Genomic DNA, 17389 nt, shown 5'->3' with positions numbered 1-17389 from the left:
TCCCGACTTACCCGTAAAGCGCCGCCGCACGCCGCTCGAACGCGCGCACGATGCGCTGCATCGCCTCGTTGAACACAACGCCAATGATGCCCTGCAGGATCGCGTTCTTGAACTCGAAGTCCACGAAAAACGACACTTCGCACCCGCCCTCCGCCGGGGCAAAGGACCAGTTGGATTTCATGTAGCGAAACGGGCCGTCCAGATATTCGGTGTCGATCTGGTGGGCATCGGGCCACAGCACCACGCGGCTGCCGAAACGTTCGCGAAACACTTTGAAGCTTATGACCAGATCGGCATCCATCACTTCGCTGTCGCCTTTTGGGGTCACCTTGCGCACACGCGCCGCCGAACACCACGGCAGGAATTCCGGGTAGGACGGCACATCCGCCACCAGCGCGTACATCTGTTCGGGAGTGTAAGGAAGGAAGCGGGTTTCGGAATGCGTGGGCATCGGGTTAGACAGGGCCTTGCTGACATGTTTGATGTGCGATGTGTCGCGGTTGAGAGGCGAAATCAAGGGGATCACCATGTCAGAGCGGCCATATGTCATAGACCGGATGATCTCGGCCAAGGCCATTGCGGCACGGATCGAATCCTTATGCGGCGAGATTGCGCGTGAGTTTGCGGGCACCGACAAGCTGATTGTGGTGGGGTTGTTGCGCGGGTCCTTCGTGTTCATCGCCGACCTGGTGCGCGAGCTGGATTTGCCGATCGAGGTCGATTTTCTGGAAACCTCATCCTATGGCGACAGCATGGAATCCAGCCGAGAAGTGCGCATTCTCAAGGACTTGCGCGGCACGATCGAAGGGCGCGACGTGCTGGTGGTCGAGGATATCGTCGACACCGGCTATACGATGAGCCACGTGATCCGCCTGCTGAAAGGGCGCGATCCGGCCAAGCTGCGCACCATCGCCCTGCTCGACAAACCAAGCCGGCGCGAGGTCGATGTGAAGGCAGACTGGACCGGTTTTGAAATCCCGGATGAATTTGTCGTGGGCTACGGCATCGACTTTGCGCAGCGCAACCGCAACCTGCCTTACATCGGTAAGGTGCGGTTCACCTGAATCAGCCGCCAACGGGCCAATTTGCGATCATGCAATTGTGAGGTGGGACTTTCCGACAAACACGCTACACTTTGTCGCACAGACACTCAGGAGCTTTCCAACATGCGTCACCTCAAACTTTCCGTGCTCACCCTCGTTGCCGCCAGTCTTGCGGCACCCGTCTTTGCTGACGGACATGCCGCCGCCCTTGAGGCAGCGACCAAGGCCCGCAAGGCCAACATGTCCACCATCGGCTATCATACCGGTATTTTGGGGGCGATGGCCAAGGGCGACACGCCTTATGACGCCGCCGTTGCGACGGCAGCTGCTGAAAACCTGTCAGCGGCGGCTTCGATGAACCGCATCGTGCTGTGGATCGAAGGCTCCGAACAGGGCGCAGTGCCCGGCTCGCGCGCCAAGACCGAAATCTGGTCCGACGCTGCTGGCTTTGAGGAAGACGCGGTGGCGCTTGAAACGGCGGCGGCAGCGATGGTTGCAGCGGCAGGTACCGATCTTGATTCCCTGCGTGCCGCCATGGGTGCAGTTGGTGCGGCCTGCGGCGATTGCCACAAGGCTTATCGCGGCCCGAGCAACTGATAGCGGATGCGCCTTTTCGCCCGCATTTTGGTGACGCTGGCCCTGCTGGCGATCGCCTTGGGGCTGTTTCTGACCCGTCCGGCATCCCTGCCGGACGGTTTTCTGGCAGGCACATCACCTGATCCGCAAGCCGGTGCGCTTGTCTTTGCCGCAGCGGGCTGTGCGTCTTGCCACGTGGCGCCTGGCGCAGAGTCTGATGGGCTGCCGGTGCTGGTGGGTGGCGAGCCTTTTGCCAGTGATTTCGGGACGTTCTACTCCCCCAACATCTCGTCCGATGCCAGTGCCGGGATCGGTGGTTGGAGCCTTGATGACTTTGCCCGCGCCGTCACCTTAGGCGTCTCGCCCGACGGCAAACACTATTACCCCGCCTTTCCCTATGCCGCCTACCAGCACATGGCGCCCGAGGACGTGGCGAACCTTTATGCCTATATGCAGACCCTGCCCGGCGATGCGACGCCTTCGCGCGCCCATGACGTCGGGTTTCCATTCAACATAAGGCGGGGATTGGGTCTGTGGAAGCTGGCGTTCGTGCCGGATGACTTCGTGACGACGGCCGACACGGAACAGTTGGAGCGCGGGCGTTATCTGGCCGAGGGACTGGGGCATTGCGCCGAATGCCACACGCCGCGCAACGCGGTTGGCGGTCTCAATCGCAGCGCATGGATGGCCGGTGCACCCAACCCGTCAGGCAAGGGCACGATCCCCAACATCACCCCCGCGGCCCTCGACTGGAGCGAGAGTGACCTTGTGGAATATTTCACCTCCGGCTTTACGCCCGAATATGACAGCGCAGGCGGCAAGATGGTCGAAGTCATTGAAAACCTGAGCCAATTGCCCGAAGCGGACCGCGAAGCGTTGGCCGCCTATATCAAGGCCCTGCCCGCTGTGCCCTGAGGCTCAGGCCAGTTTGGCCTGACGCGCGGCGTGCAGCCGGGCAAAGTCATCACCTGCATGATAGGACGAGCGTGTCAGCGGCGTGGCCGACACCATCAGGAACCCTTTGCCGTAGGCCGCCTTTTCATAAGAGGCGAATTCCTCGGGTGTGACGAACCGGTCCACGCGGTGGTGTTTGGGTGTGGGTTGCAGGTACTGGCCGATGGTCAGGAAATCGATGTCAGCGGCGCGCATGTCCTCCATCACCTGAATGACGGATTGGCGATCTTCGCCGAGGCCGACCATGATGCCGGACTTGGTGAACATGGACGGATCGAGTTCCTTGACGCGCTGCAAAAGGCGCAAGGAATGGAAATAGCGAGCACCCGGACGGACCTCTGGGTACAGGCCGGGTACGGTTTCCAGATTGTGGTTGAAGACATCGGGACGCGCCTCAACAACGACTTCCAACACTTTGGGATCACAGCGAATAAAGTCGGGTGTCAAAATTTCGATCGTGGTGTCCGGGCTGCGGTGACGGATCGCGCGGATGGTCTGGGCAAAGTGGTCGGCCCCGCCATCTTCAATATCGTCGCGGTCGACGGAGGTGATCACGACATGGTTCAGCCCCAGCTTTTCCACCGCATGGGCCACGCGGCCGGGTTCAAACGCATCGAGATCCTCGGGCGGTTTGCCGGTGGCAATGTTGCAGAAGGTGCAGGCGCGGGTGCAGACCTCGCCCATGATCATCATGGTGGCGTGGCCCTGTGACCAGCATTCACCGACATTGGGGCATCCCGCCTCTTCGCAGACCGTAACCAGCTTGTTCTCGCGCATGATGCGCGCGGTTTCGGCATAGCCCTCACCCCCGGGCGCCTTGACGCGAATCCAGTTGGGCTTCTTGGGTTGCGGGTTGTCCGGGCGGCGCGCCTTTTCAGGGTGGCGCTGTTCGGGAATTTTCAGATCGCGCATGAGGGTCTGCCATTTGGTTTAGCGTTAAACTGTTTCTAACATAGGTCGGGCAGAGATGAACACCAAGCGACGCAAAGCCGCTATGCGCGCCGCGCCTTCCACCACGCATCCACACTCAACCGATCACGATGAATGAGCAGTATCAGCGCGATCATGGCCCCGAGTACCGCCAGATCGATCACCTGATTGCGATGGATGGGAAAACCGCGCTCATTCAGGGCGAAGGGGTCAAAAAACCCCTCCCATCGACGCAGGACGGTAAACAGATGCATCGCGGCCAATGCCGGATAACTGATCCAGCGCAACGCACCGAGCGCGACCAGAGCGCAGATCAGTATCTGCACAGCCGCCACAGCGTAGATGGTGGTGAAATCAAGTTCGACCCCGTCAAAGTGACGCGCAAGCCCCTGATATTGCTTGGGTGTGATGACTTTGTGGATGGCCCAGAGAAAGATGAACCACGCCAACCCAAGCCGCAGAATCAGCAGGGCCACACCGTCTCTTGTTGAATGCGACATGCTCACCTTTCGCCAATGCTTTGCCGCATTGATGGCGTGGCGCGTTTGATTTGCCAAGTAAACTCCGCAAGAGGCTCACGCCGCAGTGCATCAGACACAAAAAATGGCGCTGCGAGGGAGGGATCGCAGCGCCATTCCATGTGGACTTTGGGGGAAGTCAGCCGATCAGACCGCCCCCCGGTCCCGTCGTTTCGTCATAGTGTTGCTTCAGCCGCATCAACGCGATGCGCAGCACGATCTTGCCCGAACGCGCGGACCAGCCGAGCTTTTTCTCAGCCGATTCCAGTCCCTCAAGGTAGCAGCAGCAGCGCAGCACCACATCCGACAGGCCTGGACCCAGATCCTTGAGTGCATGGGCCACGCGCGAACGCGCGCCCTCGGGGCCGTTGCCGACACCACTGTCCATGTTGAAGCTGCCGCGCCCGCCTGCGGTCAGGAAGCGGTCCCAGTTCTGGGCGACGCGCGGGCCCATCTGGGCCAGTTCGAAATCCTCGCGCAAACGCTCGCCCGCACTGACCAGGTCATCGGTCAGGAAGACGGCCCCGTCCTTGTCGCGGCGCCGCGCAAGGGCGGTCAGTGGCGATTCGGCGAGATTGTAGCGCACTTTGCGCGGCTGGCCGGTCTCGTTGTCGCGCACCGTGCGCTCGCCCCAGACGCGGTGCTGGTCGGCAAATTCCGCGGGCGCTTCGGCCAGACCCGGGGTGCGGTCCTCTTCGCCCTCCAGCATGTCGGCGAGGGCCGTGCGCCCGGCGGGCGTGATCTTGTAGCGCGTGATGCGCCCGGCCACGTCGGCGCTGATCCAGTCCTGCAGCGCCATTGCTTCGGCGACCTTGCGGTCCACCACTGCCGTTCTGGTGCTGGTGCCGCTGGCGCCATCGCGCACGACAACCGCCTTTTCCATGTCCACCGCAACGGCCAGAACCGCACCCGTCTCGCACAGGCGGCGCAGGATGCGGCGTGCATCCCGTGTCAGGGTCGATGTATCGGGGCCTTGATCCTTGATAGCGTATTGCATCGGATCGCATTCCTTTTGTTGCTCAGTTGCAGCCGACGAAGCCTTGTGAACAACCCGTGCACCCAGTTTGCGCAACACCGCATCGATCAGCGGATCGTCGCGGCGTGTTTCATATCTGCGGATCTGACGCAGGACGGTCGATGCGTGGCAGCCCGATTTTCGGGCCAGTTCGCGGATCGGCAGCCCGGCTTCTGTATGGGCCAGATAGTGCATCGCGGCATCCGGCACCCAGGCCGGCAATCCCGTCAGCACGGGAGGTGATCCATCATTAAGGCGCATCTTGCAGTGTCCGTCCTCTTTGTCGGTGCGGTGGGGTCTTGCTGCCCACTTTTCCACACGTTTATCCACACAACCTAGAGGTGCATTGGTTACCCGTTCGTTAATATTCGTCGGTATACGCAGCATTGTTTCTAAAAGATAAACAGTTGCTAAACGAACGAACGGACGGCATCGGCTCCGCGCAACACCCGTTTAGGTTGTGTCATGGTGCAAAGGCCAGCGTGATGGGGATCCCGCCGGCACGGACCAAAGGAGTACCGGAAAATGCAAGATATTCTGTCAATGTTGAACGCACTGCACCGCCCACGGTTGTTGATCCGCGCCGCCCGAATCGGTGCCGAAGACTATCGCCGCGCCGCGCATCTGCCGCGGATTCTGGGCTATGGTCAGTTGCCACGCCATGGCAACGCGCTGATGCGCCTGATGGAGGTTGAGGGCGAATTGAACGCGCTGCGCCTGGGTGAGGATTCGTCTTACAGCCTGTTGCGCCATATTGACGTGCTCATCGCGATTGTCGGCGAAAGCCGCATTCTGCGCGCCGCACAAGTCGACGCCCCCGCAGCCTGAAAGGGCCAGCGGGGCCCTTACATAAAGCTGTCAGGCTCCGCCTCTTTTTTCTGCGCGACATAGGCGTCCAGCGCCTCGCGCGTGGCCGGGTCCATCGCGGGCTGTTGATAGTCACTCAGCAACTTGGCAACCCGCGCCGTGGCCAGCGTTTGCGTGTCGCGCGATCCCTCATCTGCCCAGGTCTCGAATGGCTTGTAATCCAGCACGTCCGATTTCCAGAACGCATCCTTGAAATTCGCCTGCGTGTGGTCGCAGCCCAGGTAGTGGCCGCCGGGGCCAACCTCGCGGATGGCGTCCATGGCCTGCGCGTTTTCATCGATCTGCACACCGGCGGCGAGATGGTGCAGCGTGCCCAACTGGTCCGCGTCCATCACGAATTTCTCGTAAGAACTGACCAGCCCGCCTTCGAGCCAGCCACAGGCGTGCAGCATAAAGTTCACACCCGACAGCAGCCCCATATTGAGCGAATTCGACGTCTCGTAGGCCGCCTGTGCATCCGGCAGTTTCGATCCGCAGAACGACCCGGCCGAGCGATAGGGCAGCCCAAGCCGACGCGCCAGTTGCCCAGCGCCATAGGTGATATGTGCCGCCTCGGGTGTGCCAAAGGTCGGTGCGCCTGAATTCATGTCGATCGAGGTCACAAAGGCCCCCATGATCACCGGCGCACCTGCCCGGCACAGCTGCGAGTAGGCAATGCCCGCCAGCACTTCGGCCAGAACCTGCGTGAGTGTTCCGGCGACCGACACCGGCGCCATGGCCCCACCGACGATGAAAGGCGAAATGATGCAGGCCTGATTTGCCTGCGCATAGACCTCGAGCGCGCCCATCATCACATCGTCGAATGTCATGGGCGAGTTGATGTTGATCAGCGAGGTCATCACCGTGTTCTCGGCAACAAATTCCTTGCCGAACAGAATCTCGGACATCTCGACGGAATCGCGCGCCCGGCTGGGTTCGGTGACCGAGCCCATATAGGGCTTGTCGCTCAGCGTCATATGGGCATGCAGCATATCGAGATGGCGCTTGTTCACGGCCACGTCCGTGGGCTCGCAGACCGTGCCACCGGAATGGTGCAGCCATTTGGACATGTACCCCAGCTTCACGAAATTCTGGAAATCCTCCATCGTGGCATAGCGGCGCCCGCCCGCGGCATCGCGCACAAAGGGCGGACCATAGACCGGGGCCAGCACAAGGTTCTTGCCGCCCACCACGACATTGCGCTCAGGATTGCGGGCATGCTGGGTATAGCTGGAGGGGGCCGTCGCACAAAGCTGACGCGCCAGCCCGCGCGGAATCCGCACCCGGTCACCGTCAATATCCGCGCCGGCATCCGCCCAGCGCTTGAGAGCAGCCGGATTGTCGGGAAAGTTCACGCCGATCTCTTCCAGAATCGTCTCGGCATTGTGATCGATCAGCTCGAGCGCCTCTTCGGTCAGCACTTCGTAATTTGGGATATTACGCTCGATAAAGCGGGCGGTCTCGAAGGACACGGCACTGCGCGCGGCGCGGCGTGCGGCCCCTCCGCCACCACGGGCGCGTCTGGTTGGTGCGCTTGCGTCTGCCATGGCTGATCCCCCATTCATTCCCATCCGGTGCAGACGGGCTTACCCGATCCGGCCCCCTGAGACGCGCAATAAGCGCCGCAAGAGGGAAAAAAGCGACATCGATCTTCTCTGATTGAAAAAAAATCCCGGGGGTTCGGGGGCTGGCCCCCGTCCGGCGCTTGCCACCCGCGAACCGCACGCCTATTGCACCTGCATGACAGACCAGACCCATGACCGCCTTCTCATCATCGACTTCGGCAGCCAGGTGACGCAGCTTATCGCGCGGCGTCTGCGCGAGTTGAACGTCTATTGCGAAATCCACCCCTATCAGAACGTGACGATGGATTTCGTGACCCGGATGGCCCCGCGCGCCATCATCCTGTCGGGCGGACCGGACAGTGTCACCCGCCCGGGGTCACCGCGCGCCCCTGACGGCATCTTTGACCTGGGTCTGCCGATCCTTGGCATCTGCTATGGCCAGCAGGTCATGATGCAGCAATTGGGCGGCGAGGTCTTGGGCGGCAAGATCTCGGGCGGCGGCGGCACAGCGGAGTTCGGACGCGCCTTTGTCACGCCCGCGGGCGATCTTGATCTGCTTGCGGGCTGGTTCGAGGACGGGCGCGAGCAGGTCTGGATGAGCCATGGCGATCATGTCTCCAAACTCGCCGACGGGTTCGCCGTCTATGGCACCTCCCCCAACGCGCCTTACGCGGTCGCCGCCGATACATCGCGCCATTTCTACGCCGTGCAATTCCACCCCGAAGTGCACCACACCCCGCGCGGCGCAAAGCTCTATGAAAACTTCGTACGCCTCGCCGGGTTCAAAGGCGACTGGACCATGGGCGCCTATCGCGAAGAAGCGATCCAGAAAATCCGTGACCAGATCGGCGACAAGAACGTGATCTGCGCGCTGTCGGGCGGTGTGGACAGTTCGGTCGCTGCTGCGCTCATCCACGAGGCGGTGGGTGATCAGCTCACCTGCGTCTTTGTCGATCACGGGTTGTTGCGCAAGGACGAGGCCGCCGAAGTGGTTGGCATGTTCCGTGACAACATGAATCTGTCGGTGATCCACGCAGACGAGACCGAGTTGTTTCTCGGCGAACTTGACGGAGTCTCTGACCCCGAAACCAAGCGCAAGATCATCGGTCGTCTGTTCATCGACGTGTTCCAGAAATATGCCGACCAGATCGAGGGGGCCGAGTTTCTGGCGCAAGGCACGCTCTACCCGGATGTTATCGAATCGGTGTCCTTCTCGGGTGGGCCGTCGGTCACCATCAAATCGCACCACAATGTCGGCGGGCTGCCGGAAAAGATGGGGCTGAAACTGGTCGAGCCCCTGCGCGAGCTGTTCAAGGACGAGGTCCGCGCGCTCGGGCGTGAGTTGGGTCTGCCTGCCAGTTTTATCGGGCGCCACCCCTTCCCTGGCCCCGGCCTTGCCATCCGCTGCCCGGGCGAGATCACGCGACCAAAACTGGATATCCTGCGTGAGGCGGATGCCATCTATATCGACCAGATCCGCAAGCATGGCCTTTATGACGAGATCTGGCAGGCCTTTGTCGCGATCCTGCCGGTGCGCACGGTTGGCGTCATGGGTGACGGGCGGACCTATGATTATGCCTGCGCGCTCAGGGCCGTGACCTCGGTCGACGGGATGACCGCCGACTACTACCCGTTCACCCACGAATTTCTGGGCGAGACCGCCACGCGGATCATCAACGAGGTGCCCGGCATCAACCGGGTGACCTATGACATCACCTCAAAACCTCCCGGTACGATTGAGTGGGAATGAATTCGGGCCTTAAACTGCTCATTTCAAAGTCGAATTAACTAAAATTGTGAAAAAATGCCGGATTGTTCTCGCACCGGTAGAGGGCGCCATTGCGCCAATTCCTGAATTGCGTTTCATCGCCGTGCCCGCTGTATCTCGGTGGGTGAGACGTCAATTTTCAGGGGCCGTCACATATGGCGATCAGAGTTTTCACCTGCAGTTCTTGTGGACACCGGATGCGCATGTCGGATGATGTGTGCCACGCCTGTTTCAGTCACAAGCGCACATACCAATTGCCGCAGACGTTTTGGGCCACGACCCTCACAGCTTTGCTGTTTTTGTCCGGCCTCATGGTTGCAGTTTTCTGATCACCGCCGCACAGTCCGCACGCGACGGATCGACCGGTTCGCACCTCCGCGAACAGGATCGAGCAGATGACACACCCGTCCAGCACCCCGGCCGAGCATAGCGGCAATGTCCTCAGGGCGGCCTTGTGGATGACGGGGTCTATTGCGTCCTTTTCGGCCATGGCCGTGGCAGGGCGCGAAGTCTCAGACAGCCTCGATACGTTCGAAATCATGATGTATCGCAGTCTTGTCGGCGTGATCATCGTTTGTGCGCTTGCCTATGCGACAGGCGCCTGGCGCAGCATCCAGACAGCACGGCTTGGCACCCATCTGGGGCGAAATCTGGCGCATTTCACCGGGCAGAACCTGTGGTTTTACGCGGTGACCATCATCCCGTTGGCGCAGGTCTTTGCGCTTGAGTTCACCTCGCCCATCTGGGTGATTGTCCTCAGCCCGCTGGTGCTGGGCGAGCGGCTGACGCTGGTGCGGGCCTTTGCCGCCATCATGGGCTTTATCGGCATCCTGATCGTGGCGCGCCCGGACATGGCGGGGCTGAATGCGGGCGTGATCACCGCTGCCTCCTCGGCGATCTTCTTTGCGCTGACCATCATGCTGACCAAGCGGCTGACCCGGGCCGAGGGCATCACTTCGATCCTGTTCTGGCTGACGGTGATGCAATTGGTGATGGGGGTCATCATGGCCGGGTGGGACGGCGACATCGCCCTGCCCGATTCGCGGACCGGCCCCTGGGTGTTGCTGATCGGCTGTGCGGGGTTGCTGGCGCATTACTGCCTGACCAATGCGCTGTCCATCGCACCGGCCACCGTGGTGGTGCCCATCGACTTTATCCGTCTGCCCACAATCGCGGTGATCGGGATGCTGGTCTATAACGAAGCCATTGATGTCTGGGTCTTTGTCGGCGCAGCTATCATTTTTGCAGGTAATTACCTGAACCTCTGGGTCGAAACCCGCCGGCGCTAGGGGCTGTGACTGCAATGTCACAAATTAATGACGCTCCGTCATAAGCGGATTTGTGCCCTAGGGTCATTATTGACGCAGACCCCTTGAAAATAGCCTAGTTAAGCCCAACGCGCACCCACTCAACTGTTATCCGCGCGCTTTGGGAGGAAGTTAATATGAAATATGGCGTTATCGCCGTGGCGGCCCTGATGACATCGGCCGTCTCCGCACATGCGGTCGGCCTGGACAGGTCCGAGCAACGCATCGGAATCTTGTTTGAAGAAGGCAACCGGGTCGAACTCAGCTTTGGTTATGTCGATCCGACCATCGAAGGCACCGCCTTTGCCGCGTTTGGGGGGGCATCGATCGCGAATGTGGCCGAATCCTTCAGCATTGCAAGCATCGCTCTGAAGTATGACGTGAACGATAAGTTGTCCGTGGCGTTGATCGGGGACGAGCCTTTCGGATCTGACGTCATCTATCCCGGATCAACCGCGTCAACCATTCTTGGTGGAACCGGCGCAACTGCCGACAGCTTTGCCATCACGGCGCTGGCCCGGTACAAATTCAACGACAACTGGTCTGCCCATGGTGGGATCCGCTACCAGGAAGTTTCGGCTGGCGTCACGCTGGGCGGACTGGCCTTCAACAGCCCGGCTTCCCCCTTCACACCGAGCGGTGTAAATGGCTACAGCGGGCAATTTTCTTCATCGGGCGATGTCGGGTTTGTCGTCGGGGCCGCATACGAAATTCCCGAAATCGCGTTGCGCATTGCTCTGACCTACAACTCGAGCACAACGCATGATCTTCCAACGATTGAAACCATTCGCGGGGCTCAGATTTCCGCACCGGGTGCGACGACAGAAGTTGAAACTCCGGAATCGATCAACCTCGACTTCCAGACCGGCATTGCACCGAACACGTTGTTGTTCGGCAACATTCGTTATGCCCGTTACAGCCAGACGGTCGTTGCGCCGACTGGCTTTACCGGAATTACCGGCAGCCCTTTGACCGATCTCGAAGACGGTTACGATTTTCAAATCGGCGTTGGTCGTCGTTTCAATGAAAAGTGGTCCGGGTCGGTCGCAGTCGGTTTCTCAACCGTCGGTGATGACAGTCTGGTTTCTCCGCTGGCACCGACCAATGGCTCGCGCCACATCGCAGTCGGCGCAAAATATGATGTGAACGAGAAGTTCGCGATCTCGGGCGGCGTGCGATACACAATGCTGGGGGATGCGTTTTCGTCTCCCGGCGGCCGCCCGGTTGCAGATTTTGAAAGCAATGACGCCATTTCCGTCGGTGTAAAGCTCGCCTTCAAATTCTAGTCACGTGACTGCTACACAGTCAGCGTAAATCAGAACCCCGCCCCTCATTCGGGCGGGGTTTTTCTTTGCGCAGGAAACGGGTGGCACTGGCCCAAGAGCTCTGCCACTGATCCCTCATGACAATGCAAAAGACCATGACGGGCCGCGCCTGGGCCGAGATGTTGCTGCTGGCCGTAATCTGGGGCGGCTCCTTTCTGGCCATCCGGGTGGCACTGGACGAAATCAACCCGCTCACCTCTGTCGCGCATCGCACGGGCTGGGCGATGCTGCTGCTGTGGGGTGTCGTCATCGTGATGCGCCTGCCGGTGCCGCGCGATCCGCGCATCTGGCTTGGCTTTCTCGGCATGGGCCTGCTCAACAACGTGATCCCCTTTGGGCTGATGGCCTGGGGGCAATTGTATATCGAAACCGGGCTCACTTCGATTCTGAACGCGGCAACTGCCATTTTCGGCGTCATCGCAGCCGCCCTGTTCTTTGCGGACGAGCGGATAACGCGACGCAAGGCCATCGGTGTGGGTCTGGGCTTTTTCGGCGTCGCCACGGCCATTGGTCTGGACAACTTTGCCAGCTTCGATCTGCGCAGCATTGCGCAACTGGCAATCCTTGGAGGCACGGTGTCTTACGCACTGGCCAGCGTCTGGGCACGCCATTTCCTTGGTGGTTTGACCCCGCAGGTGGCGGCGGCAGGCATGCTGACCGGATCAACCCTGATCACCCTGCCACTGGCCTGGATCGTCGACGGGCCCATCAGCCTTGATCTGGCACCGGCCACATTCATCGCCATTGGCTACTACGCGCTGATCGCCACCGCCGCGGCCTACCTGCTTTATTACAGGGTGCTGGCGCTGGCCGGGTCGGGCAACCTGATGCTGGTCACCCTGCTGATCCCGCCGGTTGCAATCACCCTCGGCGCCGCGGTGCGCGGCGAGGACCTCAGCCCAAACGCATTTGCCGGCTTCGCCCTTCTGGCCCTTGGCCTTGTGATCCTGGACGGGCGCATCGTTGCATGGCTGCGCACCAAGCGTTGACCGGACCACACGCCCCCGTTAGGACAAGCGCCACAGACGAGGACGGGGACCACCATCATGCTCTACCAGGACGCCGATCACTGGCGCGCTGCCACGCACAAGCGCGTGCTGGTCTATGGCATGTCCGGCCTTGGCAAGACGCACATGTCCTCAATTGTGCGCGCCTCGGGGCACTGGTTTCACTATTCCATCGATTACCGCATCGGCACGCGCTATATGGGCGAGCTGATCGCTGACAACGCCAAGGCAGAGGCGATGAAAGTGCCATTTCTGCGGTCGCTGTTGATGAGCGACAGCATCTATATCGGCTCCAACATCACCTTCGACAATCTGAGCCCGGTCTCGACCTATCTTGGCAAGCCCGGCGATCCGGAGCTGGGCGGCCTGCCCATCGCCGAATACCGCCGCCGTCAGGAACAGTTCCGCACCTCCGAACTCGCCGCCCTCAATGACACGCTCTATTTCGCCGAGCGGGGTCAGGCGCTCTATGGTTATCCGCATTTCATCTGCGACACGGGCGGATCGATCTGCGAATGGGTCGAACCAGACAACGACAATGACCCGCTGATGAGCACGCTCAGCGCCTCTTGCCTGCCGCTCTGGATCAAGGGAAGCGAGGCGCACACGCAGGCCCTGATCGCGCGGTTCGACAAGGCGCCCAAGCCGATGGCCTACCAGCCCGAATTCCTGCTGGCATGCTGGCAGGAATACCTCGCCGACACCGGCCTCGCCGAAGACCGCGTCAACCCCGACACCTTCGTGCGCTGGACATATGCGCGCGCACTGGCCCACCGCCAGCCCCGCTACGAGGCGATGGCGCGCTGGGGGGTGACGGTCACCGCAGACGAGGTTGCCTCGCTCAAAGGTGAAGCGGATTTCATCGATCTGGTGGCCGGGGCCCTTGAGCGGCGCAAACCTTAGGGCTATCTCACGCATCTGGCCTTCATTGTTCTGAAAAATATGCAAAAGGAACGGCGCACCCGGCGCACCGCTCGAGAAAGACACCCATGCCCCTGAAACTGCCCCGCACCCTGCCCGCCTACTCCGTCCTCACCCAAGAGGGCGTGATGGTGATGGATGACGAGCTGGCAGCCCATCAGGATATACGGCCGCTGAAAATCGCGCTGCTCAACCTGATGCCGAAAAAGATCCAGACCGAGACGCAGTTCGCGCGCCTCATCGGGGCCACACCGCTGCAGATCGAACTGTCGCTGATCCGCATGTCCGATCACGAGACCAAGAACACGGCCGCCGAACATATGGAGAGCTTCTATCGCCCTTTCTCCGAAGTGAAAGACGAGAAATTCGACGGGCTTATCATCACCGGCGCCCCGATCGAGCATCTGGACTATGAAGATGTGAGTTACTGGGAGGAGCTGTGCGAGGTCATGGACTGGACCCAGACCCATGTGCATTCCACCTTCGGGGTCTGCTGGGGCGGCATGGCGATGCTGCACCATTTTCACGGCGTGCCCAAGCACCTGCTGGGTGAAAAGCTGTTCGGCACCTATCGCCACGCCAACATGGCCCCGGCCTCGCCCTATTTGCGTGGGTTTTCAGATGATTGCGTGATCCCCGTCAGCCGCTGGACCGAGGTGCGCCAGGCCGAAGTCGAAGCGGCAGGTCTGCCGATCCTGCTCGGGTCGGACGTGACCGGCCCCTGCCTGATCGAAGACCCCGATCACCGCGCGCTCTACATCCTCAATCACTTTGAGTACGACAGCGACACGCTGAAACAGGAATATGACCGCGATCTGGCATCGGTTCAGGTGCAGGGCGCGAAAATCGCTATGCCCGTGGGCTATTTCCCGGACAATGACGCCAGCCAGCGCCCGCTCAACCGCTGGCGCAGCCATGCCCATCTTCTTTATGGAAACTGGCTGTCCGAGGTTTATCTGACCACCCCATATGACATGCAGCGGATCGGGCAGGATCGCACCGATCTGCGGGGGTAAGCGATGAAGACGGTTATGGTTGTTCTGCTGGGCGTGGTGCTTGTTTCGCTTGCCCTTGTGCAGATGTATGCCCTGAAACGGGACCGGGATGCAGCGCGGGACTATCCGCCGACCGGGCAGTTGATCGACGTAAACGGAGTGACGGTGCATGCCGTGCAGGTCGGACAAGGCCCCGACCTTGTGCTGCTGCATGGTGCGTCAGGCAGCACGCGGGATTTCACCTTTGCCTTCGCTGATCTTCTCAAGGATCGCTACCGGGTGACCATGCTGGACCGTCCGGGTCTGGGCTGGACAGAACAGATCGACCCGGCGCACAGACGGGCCTTTTCCACCGCCCACGCCTCGCCGCGCGATCAGGCCCGCCTGCTCAAGGCCGCCACCGACCAGCTGGACGTCACCAACCCCATCGTGCTGGGCCATTCCTTTGGCGGCATTGTCGGTTACGCCTGGGCGCTGGAATTTGACGATCTGGCGGGCCTTGTGTCCGTCGCCGGGGTCGCCAACCCCTGGCCCGGTGATCTCGGGTGGACGTACACGGTCAATGGCTCCGCCTGGGGCGGCGGGCTGGTGGTGCCGGTGCTCTCTGCATTTGTCCCGCACACGCTGGTCGAAGAGACTTTGGGCAGTATTTTCGAGCCGCAAGTCCCTCCGGAAGGTTACCTCGACCATGTCGGTGCGGACCTGTCGCTGCGGCGTCATTCGATGCGCGCCAATGCGCGGCAAGTGAACTGGCTGCGCCCTTACGTCGTTGAAATGTCAGCGCAATACGGAACCATCACCGTGCCAGTAGAGATCGTGCACGGCGATGCCGACACCATTGTCCCCCTTGCCGTCCACTCGGCCAAGGTGCCGGGCCAGATCGAAGGGGCCAATGTCACCGTCCTGCCCGGCGTCGGGCACATGCCCCAGCACACCAACCCGGACGATGTCATCGCCGCAATCGACCGCGTCGCGGCACGTGCAGGTTTGCGTTAAGGGGCAACCTCCCCCATATTGCATGTTAAGAGCAGTAACTTGAGTTGGGATCCCCATGAGCCTTCCCTTTGACGGCGCCATCACGGCATTCTTCGAATCCGGCGCGCCGGATGATGTGCGCGCCACGATTGCAAGCGCCGACAAGGGCGACATCCTCACCCCGTCCTACCCCCATTCTGCACGAATGAAGGGCAAGGACTACGAGCGCCAGATGGCTGCACTGCAAATCGAACTGGTCAAGATGCAGGATTGGGTCAATGAAACCGGCGCGCGCGTGGCCTGCGTCTTTGAAGGGCGCGATGCGGCCGGAAAAGGCGGCACAATCAAGCGGTTCACCCAAAACCTGAACCCGCGCGGCGCGCGTGTTGTGGCCCTGTCCAAACCGACCGAAACCGAGGCGTCCGAGTGGTATTTCCAGCGCTATATCAGGCAGTTGCCTGCGGGTGGAGAGATCGCCCTGTTTGATCGCAGCTGGTACAATCGCGGTGTTGTCGAGCATGTCTTCAACTTTTGCACACCCGCGCAGCGCGACCACTTCTTTGGTCAGGTGAACCCGTTCGAGACGATGCTCGTCAATGACGGTATCCATGTCTTCAAATTCTGGCTGAACGTGTGCCGCGCCGAACAGCTGCGCCGCATCATGGCGCGCGAACGCGATCCTCTGAAACAGTGGAAACTCAGCTGGATCGACGTCGAAGGCCTGCAAAAATGGGACGCCTATACCGACGCGATCCGCGAGACACTGACCTTGACCCATTCCGAACACGCGCCGTGGACCATCGTGCGCTCGGACGACAAGAAACGCGCGCGTCTCAATGCAATCCGCACGGTTTTGCACGGGCTCGACTACACGAACAAAGACGCACAAGCCATTGGCAAGATAGAAAAAGACATCTGCGGTGGTCCGGACATCTGGGATGCCTAAACGCGGCTACCACCATGGCAACCTGCGCCAGGCCCTGATTGATGCAGCCCTTGTTCTGATCGAAGACAAGGGGCCTACGGGCTTTACACTGTCCGAGGCGGCCAAGCAGGCGGGCGTGACCCCGGCGGCCGTCTACCGCCACTATGAGGGGCGCGAGGACCTGATCGCGGAATGTGCGCGGCAGGGCTATGGCATCTTTGCCGATCTGATGGAGCATGCCTACCAGTCCGGCCAGCCCTCGGCTCTCGCCGCTTTCGAGGCGACGGGGCGAGCCTACCTCGCCTTTGCCCGCCGCTTTCCGGGCCACTACATCGCGATGTTTGAGTCCGGTATTTCGGTCAACCGCACACCGGAACTGGCTGATGTCGCGGGTCGCGCCAATGCGGTGCTGGAAAAGGCGGCCGGAGACCTGAGCGAGCACATCCCCGAGGACAAACGCCCCCCGGCTTCGATGTTTTCCGCCCATATCTGGGCAATGAGCCACGGCGTCGTCGAATTGTTCGCGCGCAACTCTCCCGGTCGCGCCTCGCCCTTTCCACCCGAGGATTTGCTGGAAACGGGGATCGGGATTTACCTGCGCGGTCTGGGCCTGATCCGGCCGGATGAGTGATCTGAGGCCGCCGACCTAATCATGAAAACAGCCTTTGTTCGGTGGTCTTCTTACGAATTCGGCCAGCCTGTTGCCCGGTCGAAAAAGC

The 17389-nt window shown here is 60.9% G+C and carries 18 protein-coding genes; 13 read left to right on the top strand and 5 right to left on the bottom strand.

Translation table 11 applies throughout. The features are described 5' to 3' along the window. Positions 1 to 7 precede the first annotated feature (7 nt). Positions 8 to 451 carry a type II toxin-antitoxin system RatA family toxin gene (locus Q1A89_RS07675; protein ID WP_299726151.1) on the bottom strand — a complete coding sequence of 148 codons (444 nt, stop codon included), beginning with the start codon at positions 449 to 451 and terminating at the stop codon, positions 8 to 10. A gap of 76 nt (positions 452 to 527) precedes the next feature. On the opposite strand from Q1A89_RS07675, the gene hpt reads away from it, so the two are divergent. From hpt to Q1A89_RS07660, 3 genes are all read left to right on the top strand, one after another. Continuing rightward, positions 528 to 1064, top strand: a complete 537-nt coding sequence (gene hpt / locus Q1A89_RS07670) for a hypoxanthine phosphoribosyltransferase (protein WP_299725593.1) — start codon at positions 528 to 530, stop codon at positions 1062 to 1064. A 102-nt stretch (positions 1065 to 1166) separates the two neighbouring features. Then, the gene (locus tag Q1A89_RS07665) at positions 1167 to 1640 is read left to right on the top strand and encodes a cytochrome c (protein ID WP_299725590.1); all 474 of its coding nucleotides are present in this window, start codon (positions 1167 to 1169) and stop codon (positions 1638 to 1640) included. Positions 1641 to 1646: 6 nt separating this feature from the next. Further along, on the top strand, positions 1647 to 2534 hold the full coding sequence (locus Q1A89_RS07660) for a cytochrome c (RefSeq protein ID WP_299725587.1): 888 nt from the start codon (positions 1647 to 1649) through the stop codon (positions 2532 to 2534). A gap of 3 nt (positions 2535 to 2537) precedes the next feature. Here Q1A89_RS07660 and lipA read toward each other — a convergent pair whose 3' ends face one another. The 3 genes from lipA to Q1A89_RS07645 form a co-directional block, all read right to left on the bottom strand. Then, positions 2538 to 3485 carry a lipoyl synthase gene (gene lipA / locus Q1A89_RS07655; protein WP_299725584.1) on the bottom strand — a complete coding sequence of 316 codons (948 nt, stop codon included), beginning with the start codon at positions 3483 to 3485 and terminating at the stop codon, positions 2538 to 2540. 80 nt (positions 3486 to 3565) lie between these two features. Next, complete coding sequence (locus Q1A89_RS07650; protein ID WP_299725581.1) at positions 3566 to 3979, bottom strand: hypothetical protein; 414 nt, start codon at positions 3977 to 3979, stop codon at positions 3566 to 3568. A gap of 181 nt (positions 3980 to 4160) precedes the next feature. Next, positions 4161 to 5297 carry a DUF6456 domain-containing protein gene (locus tag Q1A89_RS07645; protein ID WP_299725578.1) on the bottom strand — a complete coding sequence of 379 codons (1137 nt, stop codon included), beginning with the start codon at positions 5295 to 5297 and terminating at the stop codon, positions 4161 to 4163. Between the two features lie 264 nt (positions 5298 to 5561). Between Q1A89_RS07645 and Q1A89_RS07640 the strand changes: the two genes are divergently transcribed. Beyond that, entirely contained in the window at positions 5562 to 5864 is a 303-nt protein-coding gene (locus Q1A89_RS07640; protein WP_299725576.1) for a DUF6477 family protein, read from the top strand. Positions 5865 to 5881: 17 nt separating this feature from the next. Here Q1A89_RS07640 and Q1A89_RS07635 read toward each other — a convergent pair whose 3' ends face one another. Further along, a complete protein-coding gene (locus Q1A89_RS07635; protein WP_299725574.1) occupies positions 5882 to 7429 on the bottom strand; it encodes a trimethylamine methyltransferase family protein in 1548 nt (515 codons plus the stop codon). Between the two features lie 193 nt (positions 7430 to 7622). Between Q1A89_RS07635 and guaA the strand changes: the two genes are divergently transcribed. From guaA to Q1A89_RS07590, 9 genes are all read left to right on the top strand, one after another. Beyond that, the gene (gene guaA, locus Q1A89_RS07630; protein ID WP_299725572.1) at positions 7623 to 9197 is read left to right on the top strand and encodes a glutamine-hydrolyzing GMP synthase; all 1575 of its coding nucleotides are present in this window, start codon (positions 7623 to 7625) and stop codon (positions 9195 to 9197) included. Positions 9198 to 9610: 413 nt separating this feature from the next. Next, on the top strand, positions 9611 to 10504 hold the full coding sequence (locus tag Q1A89_RS07625; RefSeq protein WP_299725570.1) for a DMT family transporter: 894 nt from the start codon (positions 9611 to 9613) through the stop codon (positions 10502 to 10504). Positions 10505 to 10659: 155 nt separating this feature from the next. Beyond that, a complete protein-coding gene (locus Q1A89_RS07620) occupies positions 10660 to 11808 on the top strand; it encodes an outer membrane protein transport protein (protein ID WP_299725568.1) in 1149 nt (382 codons plus the stop codon). Positions 11809 to 11924: 116 nt separating this feature from the next. Further along, entirely contained in the window at positions 11925 to 12836 is a 912-nt protein-coding gene (locus tag Q1A89_RS07615) for a DMT family transporter (RefSeq protein WP_299725565.1), read from the top strand. Positions 12837 to 12893: 57 nt separating this feature from the next. Beyond that, positions 12894 to 13757, top strand: a complete 864-nt coding sequence (locus tag Q1A89_RS07610) for an ATPase (protein WP_299725562.1) — start codon at positions 12894 to 12896, stop codon at positions 13755 to 13757. 86 nt (positions 13758 to 13843) lie between these two features. Next, entirely contained in the window at positions 13844 to 14791 is a 948-nt protein-coding gene (gene metA / locus Q1A89_RS07605; protein WP_299725559.1) for a homoserine O-succinyltransferase, read from the top strand. Between the two features lie 3 nt (positions 14792 to 14794). After that, positions 14795 to 15766 carry an alpha/beta hydrolase gene (locus Q1A89_RS07600; protein WP_299725556.1) on the top strand — a complete coding sequence of 324 codons (972 nt, stop codon included), beginning with the start codon at positions 14795 to 14797 and terminating at the stop codon, positions 15764 to 15766. A 55-nt stretch (positions 15767 to 15821) separates the two neighbouring features. Continuing rightward, positions 15822 to 16691 carry a polyphosphate kinase 2 gene (gene ppk2, locus Q1A89_RS07595; RefSeq protein ID WP_299725553.1) on the top strand — a complete coding sequence of 290 codons (870 nt, stop codon included), beginning with the start codon at positions 15822 to 15824 and terminating at the stop codon, positions 16689 to 16691. Continuing rightward, positions 16684 to 17301: a TetR/AcrR family transcriptional regulator gene (locus Q1A89_RS07590; RefSeq protein ID WP_299725550.1), complete on the top strand. Its 618-nt coding sequence runs from the start codon at positions 16684 to 16686 to the stop codon at positions 17299 to 17301. Before ppk2 ends, Q1A89_RS07590 begins: the two co-directional genes overlap by 8 nt. Positions 17302 to 17389: the final 88 nt, after the last annotated feature.

The organism is uncultured Tateyamaria sp. (assembly GCF_947503045.1).
Taxonomy (GTDB): domain Bacteria; phylum Pseudomonadota; class Alphaproteobacteria; order Rhodobacterales; family Rhodobacteraceae; genus Tateyamaria.
Note: the sequence above shows the minus strand (reverse complement) of the source record. Positions and strands in the feature narration are given on the sequence as shown.

Bases quoted from the DNA above. Each gene is read 5' to 3' on its own strand.
- Q1A89_RS07620 (WP_299725568.1), top strand. From the start codon at position 10,660: ATGAAATATGGCGTTATCGCCGTGGCGGCCCTGATGACATCGGCCGTC.
- Q1A89_RS07665 (WP_299725590.1), top strand. From the start codon at position 1,167: ATGCGTCACCTCAAACTTTCCGTGCTCACCCTCGTTGCCGCCAGTCTT.
- Q1A89_RS07675 (WP_299726151.1), bottom strand. From the start codon at position 451: ATGCCCACGCATTCCGAAACCCGCTTCCTTCCTTACACTCCCGAACAG.
- Q1A89_RS07625 (WP_299725570.1), top strand. From the start codon at position 9,611: ATGACACACCCGTCCAGCACCCCGGCCGAGCATAGCGGCAATGTCCTC.
- guaA (WP_299725572.1), top strand. From the start codon at position 7,623: ATGACAGACCAGACCCATGACCGCCTTCTCATCATCGACTTCGGCAGC.
- Q1A89_RS07645 (WP_299725578.1), bottom strand. From the start codon at position 5,297: ATGCGCCTTAATGATGGATCACCTCCCGTGCTGACGGGATTGCCGGCC.
- Q1A89_RS07660 (WP_299725587.1), top strand. From the start codon at position 1,647: ATGCGCCTTTTCGCCCGCATTTTGGTGACGCTGGCCCTGCTGGCGATC.
- metA (WP_299725559.1), top strand. From the start codon at position 13,844: ATGCCCCTGAAACTGCCCCGCACCCTGCCCGCCTACTCCGTCCTCACC.
- lipA (WP_299725584.1), bottom strand. From the start codon at position 3,485: ATGCGCGATCTGAAAATTCCCGAACAGCGCCACCCTGAAAAGGCGCGC.
- Q1A89_RS07635 (WP_299725574.1), bottom strand. From the start codon at position 7,429: ATGGCAGACGCAAGCGCACCAACCAGACGCGCCCGTGGTGGCGGAGGG.
- Q1A89_RS07590 (WP_299725550.1), top strand. From the start codon at position 16,684: ATGCCTAAACGCGGCTACCACCATGGCAACCTGCGCCAGGCCCTGATT.
- ppk2 (WP_299725553.1), top strand. From the start codon at position 15,822: ATGAGCCTTCCCTTTGACGGCGCCATCACGGCATTCTTCGAATCCGGC.
- Q1A89_RS07615 (WP_299725565.1), top strand. From the start codon at position 11,925: ATGACAATGCAAAAGACCATGACGGGCCGCGCCTGGGCCGAGATGTTG.
- hpt (WP_299725593.1), top strand. From the start codon at position 528: ATGTCAGAGCGGCCATATGTCATAGACCGGATGATCTCGGCCAAGGCC.
- Q1A89_RS07610 (WP_299725562.1), top strand. From the start codon at position 12,894: ATGCTCTACCAGGACGCCGATCACTGGCGCGCTGCCACGCACAAGCGC.
- Q1A89_RS07600 (WP_299725556.1), top strand. From the start codon at position 14,795: ATGAAGACGGTTATGGTTGTTCTGCTGGGCGTGGTGCTTGTTTCGCTT.
- Q1A89_RS07640 (WP_299725576.1), top strand. From the start codon at position 5,562: ATGCAAGATATTCTGTCAATGTTGAACGCACTGCACCGCCCACGGTTG.